The 15348-nt window shown below is 62.0% G+C and carries 16 protein-coding genes; 4 read left to right on the forward strand and 12 right to left on the reverse strand.

Going from position 1 to position 15348, the window contains the following annotated elements; translation table 11 throughout:
- Window position 1: 1 nt before the first annotated feature.
- The 10 genes from EDC38_RS08195 to EDC38_RS08240 form a co-directional block, all read right to left on the reverse strand.
- Complete coding sequence (locus EDC38_RS08195; RefSeq protein WP_024461006.1) at window positions 2–280, reverse strand: YbeD family protein; 279 nt, start codon at window positions 278–280, stop codon at window positions 2–4.
- A gap of 109 nt (window positions 281–389) precedes the next feature.
- Entirely contained in the window at window positions 390–1538 is a 1149-nt protein-coding gene (locus EDC38_RS08200; RefSeq protein ID WP_123638895.1) for a D-alanyl-D-alanine carboxypeptidase family protein, read from the reverse strand.
- A gap of 70 nt (window positions 1539–1608) precedes the next feature.
- Window positions 1609–2421 (reverse strand): septal ring lytic transglycosylase RlpA family protein, encoded by an 813-nt coding sequence (locus EDC38_RS08205; RefSeq protein ID WP_123638075.1) that lies wholly within the window; start codon window positions 2419–2421, stop codon window positions 1609–1611.
- Window positions 2418–3419 (reverse strand): lytic murein transglycosylase B, encoded by a 1002-nt coding sequence (gene mltB / locus EDC38_RS08210; protein WP_123638076.1) that lies wholly within the window; start codon window positions 3417–3419, stop codon window positions 2418–2420. Before mltB ends, EDC38_RS08205 begins: the two co-directional genes overlap by 4 nt.
- A gap of 9 nt (window positions 3420–3428) precedes the next feature.
- Window positions 3429–4580 carry a rod shape-determining protein RodA gene (rodA, locus tag EDC38_RS08215; protein WP_123638077.1) on the reverse strand — a complete coding sequence of 384 codons (1152 nt, stop codon included), beginning with the start codon at window positions 4578–4580 and terminating at the stop codon, window positions 3429–3431.
- Complete coding sequence (mrdA, locus tag EDC38_RS08220; protein WP_123638078.1) at window positions 4577–6454, reverse strand: penicillin-binding protein 2; 1878 nt, start codon at window positions 6452–6454, stop codon at window positions 4577–4579. Before mrdA ends, rodA begins: the two co-directional genes overlap by 4 nt.
- A gap of 26 nt (window positions 6455–6480) precedes the next feature.
- The gene (gene rlmH, locus EDC38_RS08225) at window positions 6481–6948 is read right to left on the reverse strand and encodes a 23S rRNA (pseudouridine(1915)-N(3))-methyltransferase RlmH (RefSeq protein WP_123638079.1); all 468 of its coding nucleotides are present in this window, start codon (window positions 6946–6948) and stop codon (window positions 6481–6483) included.
- Window positions 6949–6951: 3 nt separating this feature from the next.
- A complete protein-coding gene (rsfS, locus tag EDC38_RS08230) occupies window positions 6952–7293 on the reverse strand; it encodes a ribosome silencing factor (RefSeq protein WP_123638080.1) in 342 nt (113 codons plus the stop codon).
- Between the two features lie 42 nt (window positions 7294–7335).
- Complete coding sequence (gene nadD / locus EDC38_RS08235; protein ID WP_123638081.1) at window positions 7336–7980, reverse strand: nicotinate-nucleotide adenylyltransferase; 645 nt, start codon at window positions 7978–7980, stop codon at window positions 7336–7338.
- Between the two features lie 3 nt (window positions 7981–7983).
- A complete protein-coding gene (locus EDC38_RS08240; RefSeq protein ID WP_123638082.1) occupies window positions 7984–9249 on the reverse strand; it encodes a glutamate-5-semialdehyde dehydrogenase in 1266 nt (421 codons plus the stop codon).
- Between the two features lie 178 nt (window positions 9250–9427).
- Between EDC38_RS08240 and EDC38_RS08245 the strand changes: the two genes are divergently transcribed.
- From EDC38_RS08245 to EDC38_RS08260, 4 genes are all read left to right on the forward strand, one after another.
- A complete protein-coding gene (locus EDC38_RS08245) occupies window positions 9428–9745 on the forward strand; it encodes a PepSY domain-containing protein (protein ID WP_123638083.1) in 318 nt (105 codons plus the stop codon).
- Window positions 9746–9767: 22 nt separating this feature from the next.
- The gene (locus tag EDC38_RS08250; protein ID WP_123638084.1) at window positions 9768–10457 is read left to right on the forward strand and encodes a response regulator transcription factor; all 690 of its coding nucleotides are present in this window, start codon (window positions 9768–9770) and stop codon (window positions 10455–10457) included.
- Window positions 10454–11824, forward strand: coding sequence for an ATP-binding protein (locus EDC38_RS08255; protein ID WP_123638085.1), 1371 nt, complete (start codon window positions 10454–10456; stop codon window positions 11822–11824). Before EDC38_RS08250 ends, EDC38_RS08255 begins: the two co-directional genes overlap by 4 nt.
- A 231-nt stretch (window positions 11825–12055) precedes the next feature.
- Window positions 12056–13000 carry a DegV family protein gene (locus EDC38_RS08260; protein WP_123638086.1) on the forward strand — a complete coding sequence of 315 codons (945 nt, stop codon included), beginning with the start codon at window positions 12056–12058 and terminating at the stop codon, window positions 12998–13000.
- Between the two features lie 177 nt (window positions 13001–13177).
- Here the strand turns inward: EDC38_RS08260 and EDC38_RS08265 are convergent, their stop codons facing one another.
- Together EDC38_RS08265 and galE are read right to left on the reverse strand one after the other, a co-directional pair.
- Window positions 13178–14128 (reverse strand): calcium/sodium antiporter, encoded by a 951-nt coding sequence (locus EDC38_RS08265; protein WP_123638087.1) that lies wholly within the window; start codon window positions 14126–14128, stop codon window positions 13178–13180.
- A 138-nt stretch (window positions 14129–14266) separates the two neighbouring features.
- The gene (gene galE / locus EDC38_RS08270) at window positions 14267–15325 is read right to left on the reverse strand and encodes a UDP-glucose 4-epimerase GalE (protein WP_123638088.1); all 1059 of its coding nucleotides are present in this window, start codon (window positions 15323–15325) and stop codon (window positions 14267–14269) included.
- Window positions 15326–15348 lie beyond the last annotated feature (23 nt).

A 15348-nucleotide genomic window follows, 5' to 3' on the forward strand; every position in this document is an offset into this window, starting at 1 on the left:
CTCAAAGCACCATTTTGGTCACGGAGCTGGCCACCAGCTCCTGGTGAATGGTCTTCAACTGCTGTTCACCGGTGGCGGTAATCCAGACCGTCAGAGACTGGTAGGTACCATTGCGGCTGTCCTTGATCTTGATGCGCGTCTGGTCAAAACCCGGGGCGTGGCGCTCCATCACCTCAATGACCAGTTCGTGCAGCTCGCTACCCGCATCACCGAGTACCTTGATGGGGTAATCCTCGCAGGGGAACTCGATTTTGGGGGCGTCAGGGTTGGAAGCGGACATGGGGCCAGCGTGCCTCTCGAATAGCTTAAAACGCCGGCATTATAACAGGAGTGAGGGGGCTATGTCCGGGCCTCCCCCAAAGGAGGCAGGGCCCGGACAAGGCGGGGTATTACCCGAAGATTTTGAGGAAAAACAGCTTGATCGCGTCGATCAGGCGCTGGAAGAAGCCCGCTTCCTCCACCGGCTCCAGCGCCACCAGGGGCACATCCACCAGGCGCTCACCGTTGAGATCAATGGTCAGATTACCCAGCTCGTCGCCTGCGGCAATGGGGGCCTTGATGGTTTCATCGATATGCATCTGGGCTTCCAGGGCATCCTCTGCACCGCGGGGGATGGTCAGGCGGATGTCCTCGGCCACGCCCAGCACCACTTCCTCCTGCTTACCGTACCAGACGCGGTTACGCTGCAGTTCATCGCCCGCATCGTAGATAGACTGGGTCTGATAGTAGCGGAAGCCATAGGCCAGGAGCTTTTCGGTTTCAGCGGCCCGGGCATCTTCACTGCGAGTGCCCATCACCACGGAAATCAGGCGCATATCCCGCCGCACCGCCGAGGCCACCAGGCAGTAGCCCGCCTCTTCGGTGTGGCCGGTTTTCAGGCCGTCTACCGTCTCATCGCGGAACAGCAGGCGGTTGCGGTTGGCCTGATTGATGCCGTTGTAGGAAAAGTACTTCTCGCTGTACATGGCGTAGTGATCGGGGTGATCCTTGATCACCGCCCGGGCCAGAATGGCCATATCACGGGCGGTGGTCAGGTGCCCCTCGGCGGGCCAGCCGGTGGAGTTTTCGAAATGGGTGTTGGTCATGCCCAGTTTGGCGGCGGTCTGGTTCATGATGTCCACAAACCCTTCTTCGCTGCCTGCCACATGCTCCGCCAGAGCAATGCTGGCGTCGTTACCGGACTGGATGATGACGCCGCGCTTGAGGTCCTCCAGGCGCACCTGGGTACCCTCGCGAACAAACATTTTCGAGCCGCCTTTGCGCCAGGCCTTGACGCTGATGTTGACCATATCGTCTTCACTGATACGACCCTGCTCGATTTCCTCCGAGACGATGTAGCTGGTCATCATCTTGGTCAGGCTCGCCGGCGGCAGCACCATATCCGCCTCGTGCTCCACCAGGATCGTACCGGTATCGGCATCCATCAGCAGATAGGCGCTGGCCGCGAGGCTCGGGGGAGCGGGAATAATGACCTGCTGTGCCTGCACGGCCAGAGTCAACAACATCAAGACGGTGGCGGAGAAAAGTTTTCGCATCATCATGTAAAACCGTTTTTTAAAAAGAAAAGATCCTTATCGCACAGACTCACTTTGCGCTGGAATTCTAGCACTATTCCCGCACGATATGGGTTTGCTCAATCGCATTTCTGCGCAGCTGCTCACGCACCTGCACAACTTCTTCGTTACTGCTCAGAGGCCCGATTCGTACCCGGTGCAACACCGGTTGTTCATCGGCACTGTGCACCTCGACCGGGAAGTCCGTCAGGGCACTGACCCGCGTCTGCTGGGATTTGGCCGCATCCAGTGAGCCAAAAGCGCCCACCTGCAAAAACGTTTTTTGGCTGGTCTCCCCGCTATCGGAAGACGTGTCCGCTTCGGCCCGCAGAGGCGCGGGAGGCTGATTACCGGGTACGATAATTTCCACTTCCACCTGCGCGGTTCCCTGGCCGGCAAACCCCAGTCGTTGAGCGGCGGCGTAGCTCAGATCGATGATGCGGTTGCCGTGAAAGGGACCGCGATCATTGACCCGCACCACCACCTGACGATTGTTGGCCAGGTTGGTGACCCGCACATAACTCGGGATCGGCAGCGTCTTGTGCGCGGCGGTCATGCCGTACATATCGTAGGTTTCGCCGTTGGAGGTTTTGCGTCCGTGAAATTTCTGGCCGTACCAGGAGGCGATGCCCTGCTCCTTGTAGCCGGTCTCATCGTCCATCAGGTAATAGGTTTTGCCCAGCACCGTGTAGGGATTCTTGTTGCCCGCCAGGGTGCGCACCTCCGCCCTCGGCGTGGCATCCGGCACATGGGAGAGATCTACCGGCTTGTCCGGCCCGCGATCCTGTTCTTCAACGGGCCCCAGGGGAGCACAGGCAACCATGAGGGCCAGAGGCCCCAGTACCAGGGCGGCGCGAACCAGTGTCATTGTTCGGTCTCCATCGCGGTTTTTATCTCTTTACTCAGTTGTTCTACTGCCAGGGCGTATAGATGGCTGCGGTTGTAGCGGGTGATCACATAAAAATTGTGAAACGCCAGCCAGAACTCCTCGCCAAAATCGCCTGCCAGCGCCAGCGCATTGGCGGGCAGCTCGGCCGGCAGCGGAAAAATCGGTGTCAGGCCGCGCTCGGCCCAGTCCGCCACGGTCAGCTCCGGCGGGTGAATGCGGTTCCAGTCCGAGGCATCGCCCCGCGCCAGATCGTCCGAGGCCCGGGCCCGCAGCGCTACCGGCGCTCCGCGCTGCCAGCCGTGCTCGGCAAAATAGTTGGCCACACTGCCAATGGCATCGGTGGGGTTATTCCAGATATCGGCAAAGCCGTCCCCGTCGAAGTCGATCGCGTAGTGCCGGTAGCTCGAGGGCATGAACTGGCCGTACCCCATGGCTCCGGCATAGGACCCCTTAAAAGCCAAAGGGTTCTGTTCGTGTTCACGCATCAGAATAAAATACTGCGCCAGCTCCTTGCGAAAGAAAGGCGCGCGCGGCGGGTAGTCAAAGGCCAGAGTACTGAGGGCGTCGATCACCCGGTGCGAGCCGGTGGTCCGACCGTAATTGGTCTCCACCCCGATAATCGCCAGTACGACTTCCGGCGGTACCCCCAGTTCCCGCTCGGCTCGCGCCAATGCTTCGCGGTGCTCCCGCCAGAAGGCGATGCCCCGGGTCACGCGCAGCGGTTGAAGGAAGATGGGGCGGTACTCGGCCCAGGTGCGGGTGCGCTCCGCCGGCCGCGCGATGGCCTCAAGAATGCCATCCTGCCGCTTTGCCTCGCCCAGCCAACCCTCGAGTCGGGACGCCTGAAAGCCGTGCTCTTCGACCAGCTCACTCACAAAAGCCTGCGCCTCTGGATGCGCTCGATAATCGGCGCTACCACCGGCGCTGGCCAATACCCCGACCAACGCTATCCCCCACTGTCGCCACTGACTGATCACGGTTGCTGTTTACTCCTGACGGGTAACACGTCGACGCTCGGTGGCAATCGACATGAGAATGCCGAAGCCGGCCATCAGGGTGACAATGGCCGTCCCCCCTTGGCTGACCAGGGGCAAGGGGACGCCGACCACAGGCAAGAGGCCGGACACCATGCCCACGTTCACGAACATATACACAAAAAAGGTAAAAGTGATACTCGCCGCCAGCAGCCGGCTGAAGCTGTCCTGGGCGCGCAGGGCGATCAGCAGGCCCCGGGCAATGATCAGCACATACAGCCCGAGCAGCAACAGCACCCCCATCAACCCGAACTCTTCACCCAACACGGCGATAATGAAATCGGTATGCCCTTCGGGCAGAAAGTCGAGCTGGGACTGGGTACCCTGAAGCCACCCTTTCCCGGAGTAGCCGCCCGAGCCGATGGCGGTTTTGGACTGGATGATGTTCCACCCGGCCCCCAGGCTGTCCTGCTCCGGGTTGAACAGCGTCAGCACGCGTTGGCGCTGATACTCGTGCATACCGAACTTCCACAGCGGCCAGATACTTGCGAGCACCGCGACAAAGGCGGTGACGATATAGCGCCATGACAGCCCCGCGAAAAACAGGACCACCAGCCCCGAAGAGGCTACCAACAGTGACGTCCCCAGATCCGGCTGCTGAACAATCAGCAAAGCCGGCACTGCGACCAGAATCAGGGTCAGCAGAACATGCTTCAAGCGCGGCGGCAGCAGCCGCTGCCCCAGGTAGGCCGACACCATGATGGGGGTCGCCAGTTTCATGACCTCCGAGGGCTGAAAGCGGAATCCGCCAATGCCGAGCCAGCGCTGTGCCCCCATGGCGCCGATGCCCAGCACCAACACCAGTACCAGCAACAAAACACCGCCGCCGTACATCCAGGGCGCCAGGCGACGCAACAGATGGGGGGGCACCTGAGCGGTAACGAACATGGCGACGAAAGCCACCAGAAAATAGGCACCCTGGCGCTGAATGCCAGACATTGACTGGCCGTTGGCGCTGTAAAGTACCACCAGACCGTAGGCCGCTACGGCCAACAGCAGCAATAAGAGCGTAAAGTCCAGGTGCAGTCGCTGCTGCAGCCGATCCCGGCGGCGCAACCCCTGGCCCGCCTCGGGCAGGCGGCGTAGAAAATCCTGATGACTCATGGTGTGCGCGCCCCCAGCACAGGATCCGCCAGAGGGTAAATACCCCGCAGATAGGCATCAAACACTTTCCGTGCCACCGGCGCGGCAACCCCGGAGCCGGACTCGCCGTTCTCAACGATCACCGCCACGGCAATTTGCGGGTCATCCGCCGGGGCAAAACCCACGAACAGCGCGTGGTCGCGCTGACGTTCCTTCAGCGCCTCCGAGTCGTACTCTTCCCCCTGGGGAATGGCGACCACCTGGGCGGTACCGGTCTTACCGGCAATCTTATAGTCCGCCCCATAGGCCGAACGCCGGGCGGTTCCGCGCTCGCCGTGCATCACCCCCACCATCGCATTGATGATGTAATCCCAATCCTCCTCGGCCACCTCCATCTGCGCCTCTTCAATGACCGGCCGCTCCTGATTCCCCACTTTGGCCACCATCTGGGGGCGCAGACGACGTCCACGGCTGGCCATGGTGGCGGTCATCTGGGCCAGTTGCATGGGCGTGGCCAGGGCATAGCCCTGACCGATGGCAAGGTTAAGGTTGTCCCCCGGGAACCAGGGCAGACCGCGTTGATTGCGCTTCCACTCCCGGGACGGCCAGATACCGCTGCGCTCCGAGGGAATATCCACCTCCGTCCGCGACCCCAGGCCAAACTGCACACCAAACTCATGAATGGAGTCGACCCCCATTCGATGACCCAGGTCGTAATAGTAAACATCACAGGACTCGACCACCGCCTGTTCGAGATCCACCTTCAAACCGTGCCCGGTCCGTTTCCAGTCCCGATACAGGCGATCATCGCCCGGCAGCCGATACCAGCCCGGATCGCGCACGGTGTGCTCGGCATCCACCACGTCATAGTGCAGGCCGGCCAACCCGACCACCGGTTTGGTGGTGGAGCCCGGTGGATACTGCCCCTGCAAAAACCGGTTGAACAGCGGCAGATCCAGAGATTGGTTCAGGCTGCGATAGTCGCGAAAACTGATCCCGGTGACGAACAGGTTGGGGTCAAAACTGGGCATGGACACCGCCGCCAGCACGCCTCCGGTTTTGACATCCAGAGCAACGACCGCCCCACGGTAGTCATCCAGGGCGCTGACCGCGGTCGCCTGCAGGCGGGAATCGAGGTGCAGCTGCAGATCTTCGCCCGGTTTGGGGTCGGTGCGATCCAGCACGCGCAATACCCGGCCCCGGGCGTTGGTTTCCACGTTCTGACTGCCCACTTCGCCCAGCAGTTGGGCTTCATACTCACTTTCCAGGCCGGTCTTACCAATCGAGTGGGTGCCGCTGTAGCGCTGGTACTGGTCCTCATCAAACCGGGCCAGATCCGCCTGGCTGATCCGCCCCACGTAGCCCAGCACGTGGGCAAACAGGTCACTCTTGGGGTAGTGGCGCACCAACTGGGCGTTCACCTCAACCCCTTCCAGGCGATACTCGTTGACCGCCAGGCGGGCGATTTCCTCCTCGGTCAGGCGATAGCGCAGGGGAATGGCTTCAAAGGGACGGCGCCACTGTTGCAGTTGGTCGTAGAACTTTTCCAGGTCGCTCTGGGGAATATCCACCAGTTCCCGCAGCAGCTCGACCGTGGCGGTCATGTCGCTCACCCGCTCGCGAATGACCGACAGGGTATAGCTGGGTCGGTTATCGGCGAGCAGTTCGCCATTGCGGTCGTAGATCAGCCCACGGGTCGGAGGCACCGGCTGCACGTGCACCCGGTTGCGGTCCGAGCGGGTGGCATAGTCCTGGTGATGGGTGACCTGCAGGCTGTAGTACCGCGCCACCAGCACGGCAACCAGAGCGGCCATGATCACAGAGGTGGTGATCACCCGGCTGAGAAAAACGCGGGCTTCCCGGTGGTGATCTTTAAAACGCTGGGCTTCAGACATGAATGAACGGTAACCCGTCGCGACCTTTACTTATGGTATGGGTGATTGTGCAGTATCGAGTAAGCCCGGTACAGCTGTTCAATGACCAGAATCCGCACCAGCGGGTGCGGCAGGGTCAGGGCCGAGAGCGACCACTTGGCTTCAGCCAGAGCGAGACATTCCGGGGCCAGTCCGTCCGGCCCGCCAATCAGTAAACTGTAATTGGCCCCGCTCATGCGCCACTCATCCAGGTTCCGGGCCAGTTGCTCGGTGCTCCAGGCCTTGCCTTTCACATCCAGGGCGATGACCCGGTCCCCTTTGCCGATGGCGGCCATCATGGACTGGCCTTCGCGCTCCATGGCCACGGCGGTGGAGCTGCTTTTACCCCGCGGGCCCAGCGGCAGTTCCACCAGTTCCACGGTGCAGTCCCGGGGCAGGCGTTTGGCGTATTCGCCGTAGCCCTGCTCCACCCAGTCGGGCATTTTGGTGCCCACCGCAATCAGGCGAATGCGCATGGGTTAGTGCTCCGTACGATTACCCGGTTCCATGGACCAGAGTTTTTCCAGGTCGTAGAAGCCCCGGGTTTCCTCCTGCATCACATGCACCACGATATCGCCGAAGTCCACCAGCACCCAATCACCGGAATCCACACCCTCGACACCCAGCGGCTGATGGCCGGCGTGCTTGGCATCCTCTACCACGTTGTTGGCCAGGGACTTCACGTGGCGACTGGAGGTGCCGCTGGCGATGATCAGGGTATCCATCACATCACTCAACTCCCGGACATCCAGTTGCACGATATTTTTCCCCTTCAGGTCTTCCAGGGATTCGACAATAAGCTCATTTAACGCTGCGGACATTCGCCACCTGTTTCAGTCATGTATAAAAAGAGTAAGGCCCGCTCAAGCACAGGCCCGATAAAGGTTGTTGTCCCGAATATACTGCCAGACCGCGTCGGGCAGTAAAAATTGCGGAGAGTGCCCGGCCTGGATCAGGGACCGGATTTCCGTGGCCGAGATCGGCAGCAGACGCAGGGCCTGCACGCCAATGGCGCCCGCCGGAGACGCGGTCAGCGCTTCGGGGGCCACCTGATGCTCGCTCAGCCACTCGGCCAGCGGCCCCCGGGAGGGCAGCTCCCAGCCGGGTCGGGCGATCACCAGCAGATGCCCCCAGTCGAGCAGCTCCCGCCAGCCGTGCCACTGCTCCAGCCCGAGAAAGGCATCGCAACCCAGAATCCAGATCAACGGCACCGCCGGCCCCAGCTCCGCGCGGAGGCTTTTCAGGGTATCCAGGGTGTAGGAGGGGCCATCGCGGTGCAGCTCGCGATCGTCCAGAACCAGGCTCGGACAATCGGCCAAGGCCAGGCGCAACATCTCGGTGCGCTCGACGCTGCTCACATCCGGCGTCGCCCGATGCGGCGGCTGGTGGCACGGCAGCAGCCGTACCTCATCCAGCGCCAGGGTTTCCCCGGCTTCCAGTGCCATGCGCAAGTGCCCGAGATGAATGGGGTCAAAGGTGCCGCCCAGCAGCCCGATCGCCTGAGTCATAAATCAGTTACGGATGTGTCCGTCGCCCAGCACAATCCATTTCTGGGACGTCAGCCCTTCCAGGCCCACCGGGCCCCGGGCGTGGATCTTGTCGGTGGAAATACCGATCTCTGCCCCCAGACCGTACTCGAACCCATCGGCAAAACGGGTGGAGGCATTGACCATCACCGAGCTGGAATCCACCTCGTGCAGGAAGCGGCGCGCCCGGGTGTAATCCTCGGTCACGATCGCCTCGGTGTGCTGGGAGCTGTATTGGGCAATGTGGTCCATGGCCTCATCCAGCCCGTCCACAACGCGGATCGCCAACACCGGGGCCAGGTATTCGGTGGCCCAATCTTCCTCGGTGGCCGTCTGCGCCTCAATCAGCGCCCGAGTGCGCTCACAACCGCGCAGCTCCACGCCCTTCTCGGCATAGGCATCCGCCAGGCGGGGCAGAATTTCGGCGGCCACGGTCTGATCCACCAGCAGGGTCTCCATGGCGTTGCACACACCGTAGCGGTGGGTCTTGGCGTTCAGGGCAATATTGAAAGCTTTATCCAGATCCGCTTTGGCATCAATGAACACATGGCAGATGCCGTCCAGGTGCTTGATCACCGGCACCCGCGCATCGCGGCTGATCCGTTCGATCAGGCCTTTACCACCCCGGGGCACGATCACGTCAACGTACTCGGGCATGGCGATCAGCTCGCCCACGGCGGCCCGATCGGTGGTTTCCACCACCTGCACGGCGGTTTCCGGCAATCCGGCCTCGGCCAGGCCTTTTTTCAGGCAGGCGGCAATGGCGCGGTTGGAATGAATCGCCTCGCTGCCGCCGCGCAGAATCGCGGCATTGCCGGACTTCAGACACAGGCTGGCGGCATCGATGGTCACATTGGGGCGGGATTCATAGATGATCCCCACTACGCCCAGAGGCACACGCATCTTGCCCACCTGAATACCGCTGGGCCGGAAGTTCATATCGGTGATCGCGCCGCAGGGATCCGGCAGTGCCGCGACCTGGCGCAGCCCTTCAATCATGCCGTCGATGGTCGCCGGCTTGAGCGCCAGGCGGTCCAGCATGGCCGCGTCGAGGCCATTGGCCTCGCCGGCTTCCAGGTCCTTGCGGTTTTCCTCGGCCAGCGTCGGGCGCGCCGCTTCCAGGGCTTCGGCCATGGCCAGCAGGGCCCGGTTTTTGGTGCCGGCACTGGCAGCAGCCACCACACGGGCGGCACGACGGGCATTGCGGCCCAGATCGGCCATATACTCGATGACGTTGCTCGAATCACTCATAGGGTCGGGAGGCTCTCACATCCTCAAAGTTGCGGTTTCAGAACACTTTCTCAACACAATGGCCGCGATTATACCCTGTTTGGCGGCGCTTTTTGGGGCTTTCAGCTCCCGTTCAGCCAGTTTCTCTTACGCTTGGGACAAGGTAAGCTACGTGGGTCACTGTATGGGGCTCCTGAATATGACACAACACCGGGGAACACTGATGGGCCGAGGCCTGCTGATCGCACTGCTGATGCTCGCTGGCGCACCGCTGTCGCAGACCGTCAGCGCCGCGCCTCAGTCCGCCCAGATCCTGCCGATCGCCCAGGCGGAAAGCCGGGTCAGTGCCTCCCGTGCCGCCGCCATCGTGCAGAAACGCTACGGCGGCAAGGTGTTGAAAGTCGATACCCAGAATCGCGGCGGCCGCGTGGTACACCGGATCAAAATCCTGCAGGACAACGGCCGCATCAGCACCGTCATGGTCGACGGCCAGTCCGGACAGATTCTCAAGCGCTAAAACAGGTGACAGGAGACCCGCCATGCGTCTGTTAGTGGTAGAAGATGACCCCGCCCTGCGCACCCAGATTCAGCAGCAACTGCACGCCGAGGGCTTTGCCATCGACCTGGCCCCGGACGGCCGAGAAGGCCTGTTTCTGGGGCAGGAGCATCCCTACGACCTGGCCATTATCGACCTGGGCCTGCCGGACCTGGACGGCGTCAGCCTGATCCGCACCCTGCGCGCCGAAGGCCACAGCTACCCCATCCTGATCCTGACCGCCCGCAGCGCCTGGCAGGACAAGGTGGAAGGCCTGGAGGCCGGCGCCGACGACTACCTCACCAAACCCTTCCACCCGGAAGAGCTGCGCGCCCGGCTCAATGCCCTGCTGCGCCGGGCCAGCGGCCTGGCCTCCAGCGTGATCGAGGGCGGCCCCATTGCCATTGATACCATCGCCCGCCGGGTGACCCTGAATGGCGAACCGGTCACCCTGACCGGCTACGAATACCAGGCGTTGGCCTATATGGCGCTGAACAACGGCAAAGTGGTGTCCAAAACCGAGTTGACCGAGCATCTGTACGATCAGGACTTCGACCGGGACAGCAATGTGATCGAAGTCTTTATCGGTCGCCTGCGCCGCAAACTGGACCCGGACGGCTCGCTCAAGCTGATCACCACCCAGCGCGGACTGGGCTATTGCCTGAACCTGCCCCAGGGGTCGGCCGATTCGTGAGTCAGCGCCCACTGTCACTGAATGCGCGCTTATTACTGGCCTCACTGCTGGTACTGCCCCTGTTTCTGGGGCTGACCGGGCTGGTTCTGGAGCGGGCCTTTGACCGCAGCCTGACCACCGCCGCCCGGGAACAGTTGCAGGGCCAGATCTACCTGCTATTTAGCGTGGCGGAAATGCAGGGCACCGGCGAGCAGGCCCAACTGGAAATGCCTCCGGCACTGCTGGAACCCAACTTCGAGCGTCTGAATTCCGGCCTCTATGGCTACCTTTCAACCCGGGCAGGACGCACCGTCTGGCATTCCAACTCGGCACAACTGCGCCCGGAGCTGCCCTCCACCGGGGAGTTCCCACAGCCGGGCGACTTGCTGCTCGACCAGATCGAGCTGGATGGCCAACCCCACTGGCGCGCCCGTTACGCGGTGATCTGGGAGGATGACGCCGGGCAGGATCACGACTATCTGGTGACCTTGTTGCGTGATCAGACGCCCTACCGGGCCGAGCTGGCCAGCTTTCGGCGCCAGCTCTGGCGCTGGCTGGGCGCCGCCGCCCTGCTCCTGGTGATTGCCCAAAGCGCGAGCCTGCGCTGGGGGCTGCGCCCGCTGGGCCGACTCGCCCGGGCGCTGGATGCCATGCGCGAAGGCTCCCGCCCGCACCTGGAAGGCCGCCACCCGGCGGAGCTGCAACCGGTGGTGGACAACCTCAACCAGGTGCTGGACCGGGAGCAATCCCTGCGCAAACGCTACCGGGACAGTCTGAGCAACCTGGCCCACAGCCTGAAAACGCCCCTGACCGTGCTGCGCAACCAGGCCAGCGATAGCGCACCGGATAAGGAAGCCCGAAGTGTGATCGCCGAGCAGGTGGCCCGTATGGATCAGGTGGTGAGTTACCAGTTGCGCCGGGCGGTGTCGGAGCAGCAACAGGGCAGCCACCGGCAGACCCCCATTCAGCCCGCCGCTCGGCGCATGGTGAACACCCTGGAAAAAGTCTACCGGGAGCAGGCACCGCAGTTTGAACTGGCCATTCCGGACGGGCTGGCCTTCCCCGGCGATGAGCAGGACCTGCTGGAGCTGCTCGGCAACCTGCTGGACAACGCCTGCAAGTATGGGCGGGGGCGCATACGCGTCAGTGCCCACGGCGATAGTGAGCATTTACATCTGACCGTGGAGGACAATGGCCCCGGTATTCCCGAGGACCAGCGCGAACAGGTAATCCGGCGCGGCCAGCGGTTGGATACCCTGCAGGCCGGGCAAGGGATCGGCCTGGCCGTGGCGGCGGATATTGTGGGGAGTTATGGGGGGCGGTTGACCATTGGTAAGTCCGAGATGGGCGGAGCGATAATAAAAATCCAGTTTCCAAACCACGCGTAGGGCGGGATAAGGCCGGAGGCCGCATCCGCCGTAACCCACGTTGCCGCATCCGCCGTAACCACAATTCGCGTCACCCCCTTCGCTCGCCCCACCAAAATCCGCAACCCTGTGCGCCAAATCGCACAAAACGTGCTGCTATCGCCGCACAAGCTCCATGGGTAATCCCCTATCCCCCCGGAACGTGAAAACACGCACACTGGCCGTGTTCAAATAAACCCCGGAGGGATAACCATGAACGCGCGTACCTGTATCGCAGTGGACTCCACCTGCGACCTGCCCGCCCAATTTATTCGGGACAACAACATTGAAGTACTGCCGATCTACATCCACCACGCTGGCGGTCGGCAACTGGACTACCGCAACCCGGCCAACACCCTGCGGTTCTATCAGTCCCACACCCGGGAGAAATACGGCCTGGCCCAGTCCGAGCCCCTCTCGGTGGAAGACATGACCCAGCTCCTGCAACGCAAACTGCTGCCCAACTACGACCTGGTTCAGGTAATCACCACCAACAGCAAGAAGAGCGAGGTGTTCAAGCGGGTGTCCGAGGCGGCCATGGTCAACGAGCCCAAGTTCCGGGCCATGGAGCGCCCCAACCGGCCGCCCTTCCGCATTCGCCTGTACGACAGCATGACCATGTTTACCGGCCATGGATTGTTGGTGTATGAACTGGTCAAGCGCCTAAAGGAGGAGAAAACCCCGATCAACCGCTCCATCCGGGCCATCGACCATATGCGCGAGGAGGTCTACGGTTACATCATTCCCAATGACCTAGCCTACATGCGCGAGCGCCGGCACATGCGCAAGTCCGACCACAAAATTTCCTGGGTGAACTTCAAGTTGGCCAGCGTACTGAACCGGCGGCCGATCATTCAGATCCACAAAGGCGACACCGCCAAAATGACCACCGGCAAGGGCTTCTGGGGCAGCCTGGAGGTATTGTTCGACCATGTGCGCAAGCAGATGGAGCAGGGCCTGACCTGTGATGCCATTACCATGAGTTACGGTGGCTGCCTGGATGAAATCAAGGATCATCCGACCCTGGTGCAGTTCCGGAAGGATTGTCAGAAAGCGGGGGTGAAAACCCTGCTCTCGATGATGAGCATGACCGGCACCGTCAACGTCGGCCCCGGGGCCTTCGCGTTGGCGTTTGCGACGGATAAGGCGTTGGTTTGAGGTTGGGTTAGGTTCGATACAGCGGGTACCGAGATATGCGTAGGGCGGATAAGCGCGAAGCGCGCATCCGCCGTAACCACACGTTGCGACATTCGCCGTTACCCAAATTCGACATTGGATGCCGAATCCCCCAAACGTCGGATTACGCGCTGCGCGCTAATCCGACCTACGGGCAAATCAAACGGCCATAAACCCAACGTACACGACGTAACCGGCCAACAACACCCCGGCTTCAACGCGATTCAACCGCTTCCCGGTCAACAGAAACGCCACCAACGCCAGGGCGGCCGCCAACATCACCCACTGATCAATGGCCAACAACCGCCCTGCCAGAGGCAATGGCTGGATGACGGCCGACACCCCGAGAATCCCCAGCAGGTTGAAGATATTACTGCCCAGAATATTCCCCACCGCCACATCCGCCTGGCGTCGCAATACCGCGATCAGGGACACCGCCAGCTCGGGCAGGGACGTCCCCACCGCCACTAACGTCAGGCCGATCAGCGCTTCCGGGATACCCAGCCACTCACCGATACCCACGGCACCGCGCAGAAACAGGCGGGCGCCGACAATCAGCAGCACCAGGCCACCCAGAGTCATTGCGACGGACAACCAGAGCGCCTGGGGGCGATGGGTGACTGAGGCGGCCTCGGCTTTGTGCAGCTCCGCTTCAGGCCCAAGGGGGTCCACCCGCTCGGTGCGATAAGACCAGATAAGGTACACGGCCAACGCCACCAGAAACATCACCCCATCGGTAAACCCGAGAGCGCCGTCGCGCATGATCAGCAGCGCGAACACCGTCGCCGCCACCATCGCCAGACCGTCCCGTTTGAGGGCATTGGTGTGCACGGTCAGGGGCAGTACCAACCCACAGAGGCCCAGAATCAGCAGGATATTGGCGATATTGCTGCCGATCACGTTGCCCAGAGCGATATCCGGGGTGTTTTCCAGCGCCGCCTGCAGGCATACCACCAGCTCCGGGGAGGAGGTGCCGAAACCGACGATCACCAACCCGGCCAGTAGTGGCGACACGCCCCAGCGGGTTGCCAGGGCCACGGCGCCGCGCACCAAAGTGTCGCCACCGCCGGTTAGCAAGGCCAATCCCAACAGTAGCCAGACAAAATCCATCAACACCCCCGTTGTTTTAACGATTCGTTATGGTGGATGCGGCAACGATTGGATACGGATAGCACGGAGTCCGCGTAGGGCGGATAAGCGCGCAGCGCGCATCCGCCGTAACCCAACCCCGACGCAACCCCCAAAACCTCAATACCCCTCCGGATTCTGCGACTGCCACCGCCACGCATCCACCATCATCCGCTCCAACCCGAACTCTGCCTGCCAACCCAACTCCCGCTTGGCCAAATCCGCATTGGCGTAACAACTGGCGATATCCCCGGGCCGACGCGGCGCGATGCGGTAAGGCACATTCCGGCCACTGGCTTTCTCAAACGCCTCGACCATCTGCAATACCGAATAGCCCACCCCGGTCCCCAGGTTATAGGCCCGACAGCCGGGGCCGGTTTTACTCAGAGCTTCCAGCGCGGCGACATGGCCTTTCGCCAGGTCCACCACATGGATGTAATCGCGCACCCCGGTGCCATCCACGGTGTCGTAATCATCGCCGAACACACTCAGCTCCTTGAGCTTGCCGATGGCCACCTGGGCCACATAGGGCAGCAGGTTATTGGGGATTCCGGCGGGATCTTCGCCGATCTGGCCGCTTTCGTGGGCGCCTACGGGGTTAAAATAGCGCAACAGGGTGATATTCCAGGGCGCTCTTCGGTGTTCCTCCGGCGCCGCCGCCACATCCCGCAGGATTTCCTCGATGATCAGCTTACTGCGCCCGTAGGGATTGGTGGCGCTGGTGGCGAAGCTCTCGTCAATGGGCACCGACACCGGGTCGCCGTATACCGTGGCGGAGGAGCTGAAAATCAGGTTGCCCTGACCGTAGGCTTCCATCACCTCGCACAGGGTCAGGGTGCCGCCGACATTCTCGCGGTAATAGGTCAGGGGAATCTGGCTGGACTCGCCCACCGCCTTGAGCCCGGCAAAGTGCATCACCGCACCAAAAGCGTGCTTCTCGAACACCGCCTCCAGGGCGGGCCGATCGTTCAGGTCCAGCTCGTAAAATACCGGCGCCTCGCCGCAGATGCTCGCCACCCGGTCGATCACTTCGCGCTTGCTGTTGCTCAGGTTGTCCACTACCACGGGGCGGTAACCGGCTTTTACCAACTCCACGCACACATGGCTGCCGATGTACCCCGCCCCGCCGGTCACCAGAATGTCCGGGCGGGCGCTGCGGTCTGTTGAGGGTGAGTGCATACTTAAGTCCTTCTTGTTCCGTC

Source organism: Marinimicrobium koreense (assembly GCF_003762925.1).
Lineage (GTDB): Bacteria > Pseudomonadota > Gammaproteobacteria > Pseudomonadales > Cellvibrionaceae > Marinimicrobium > Marinimicrobium koreense.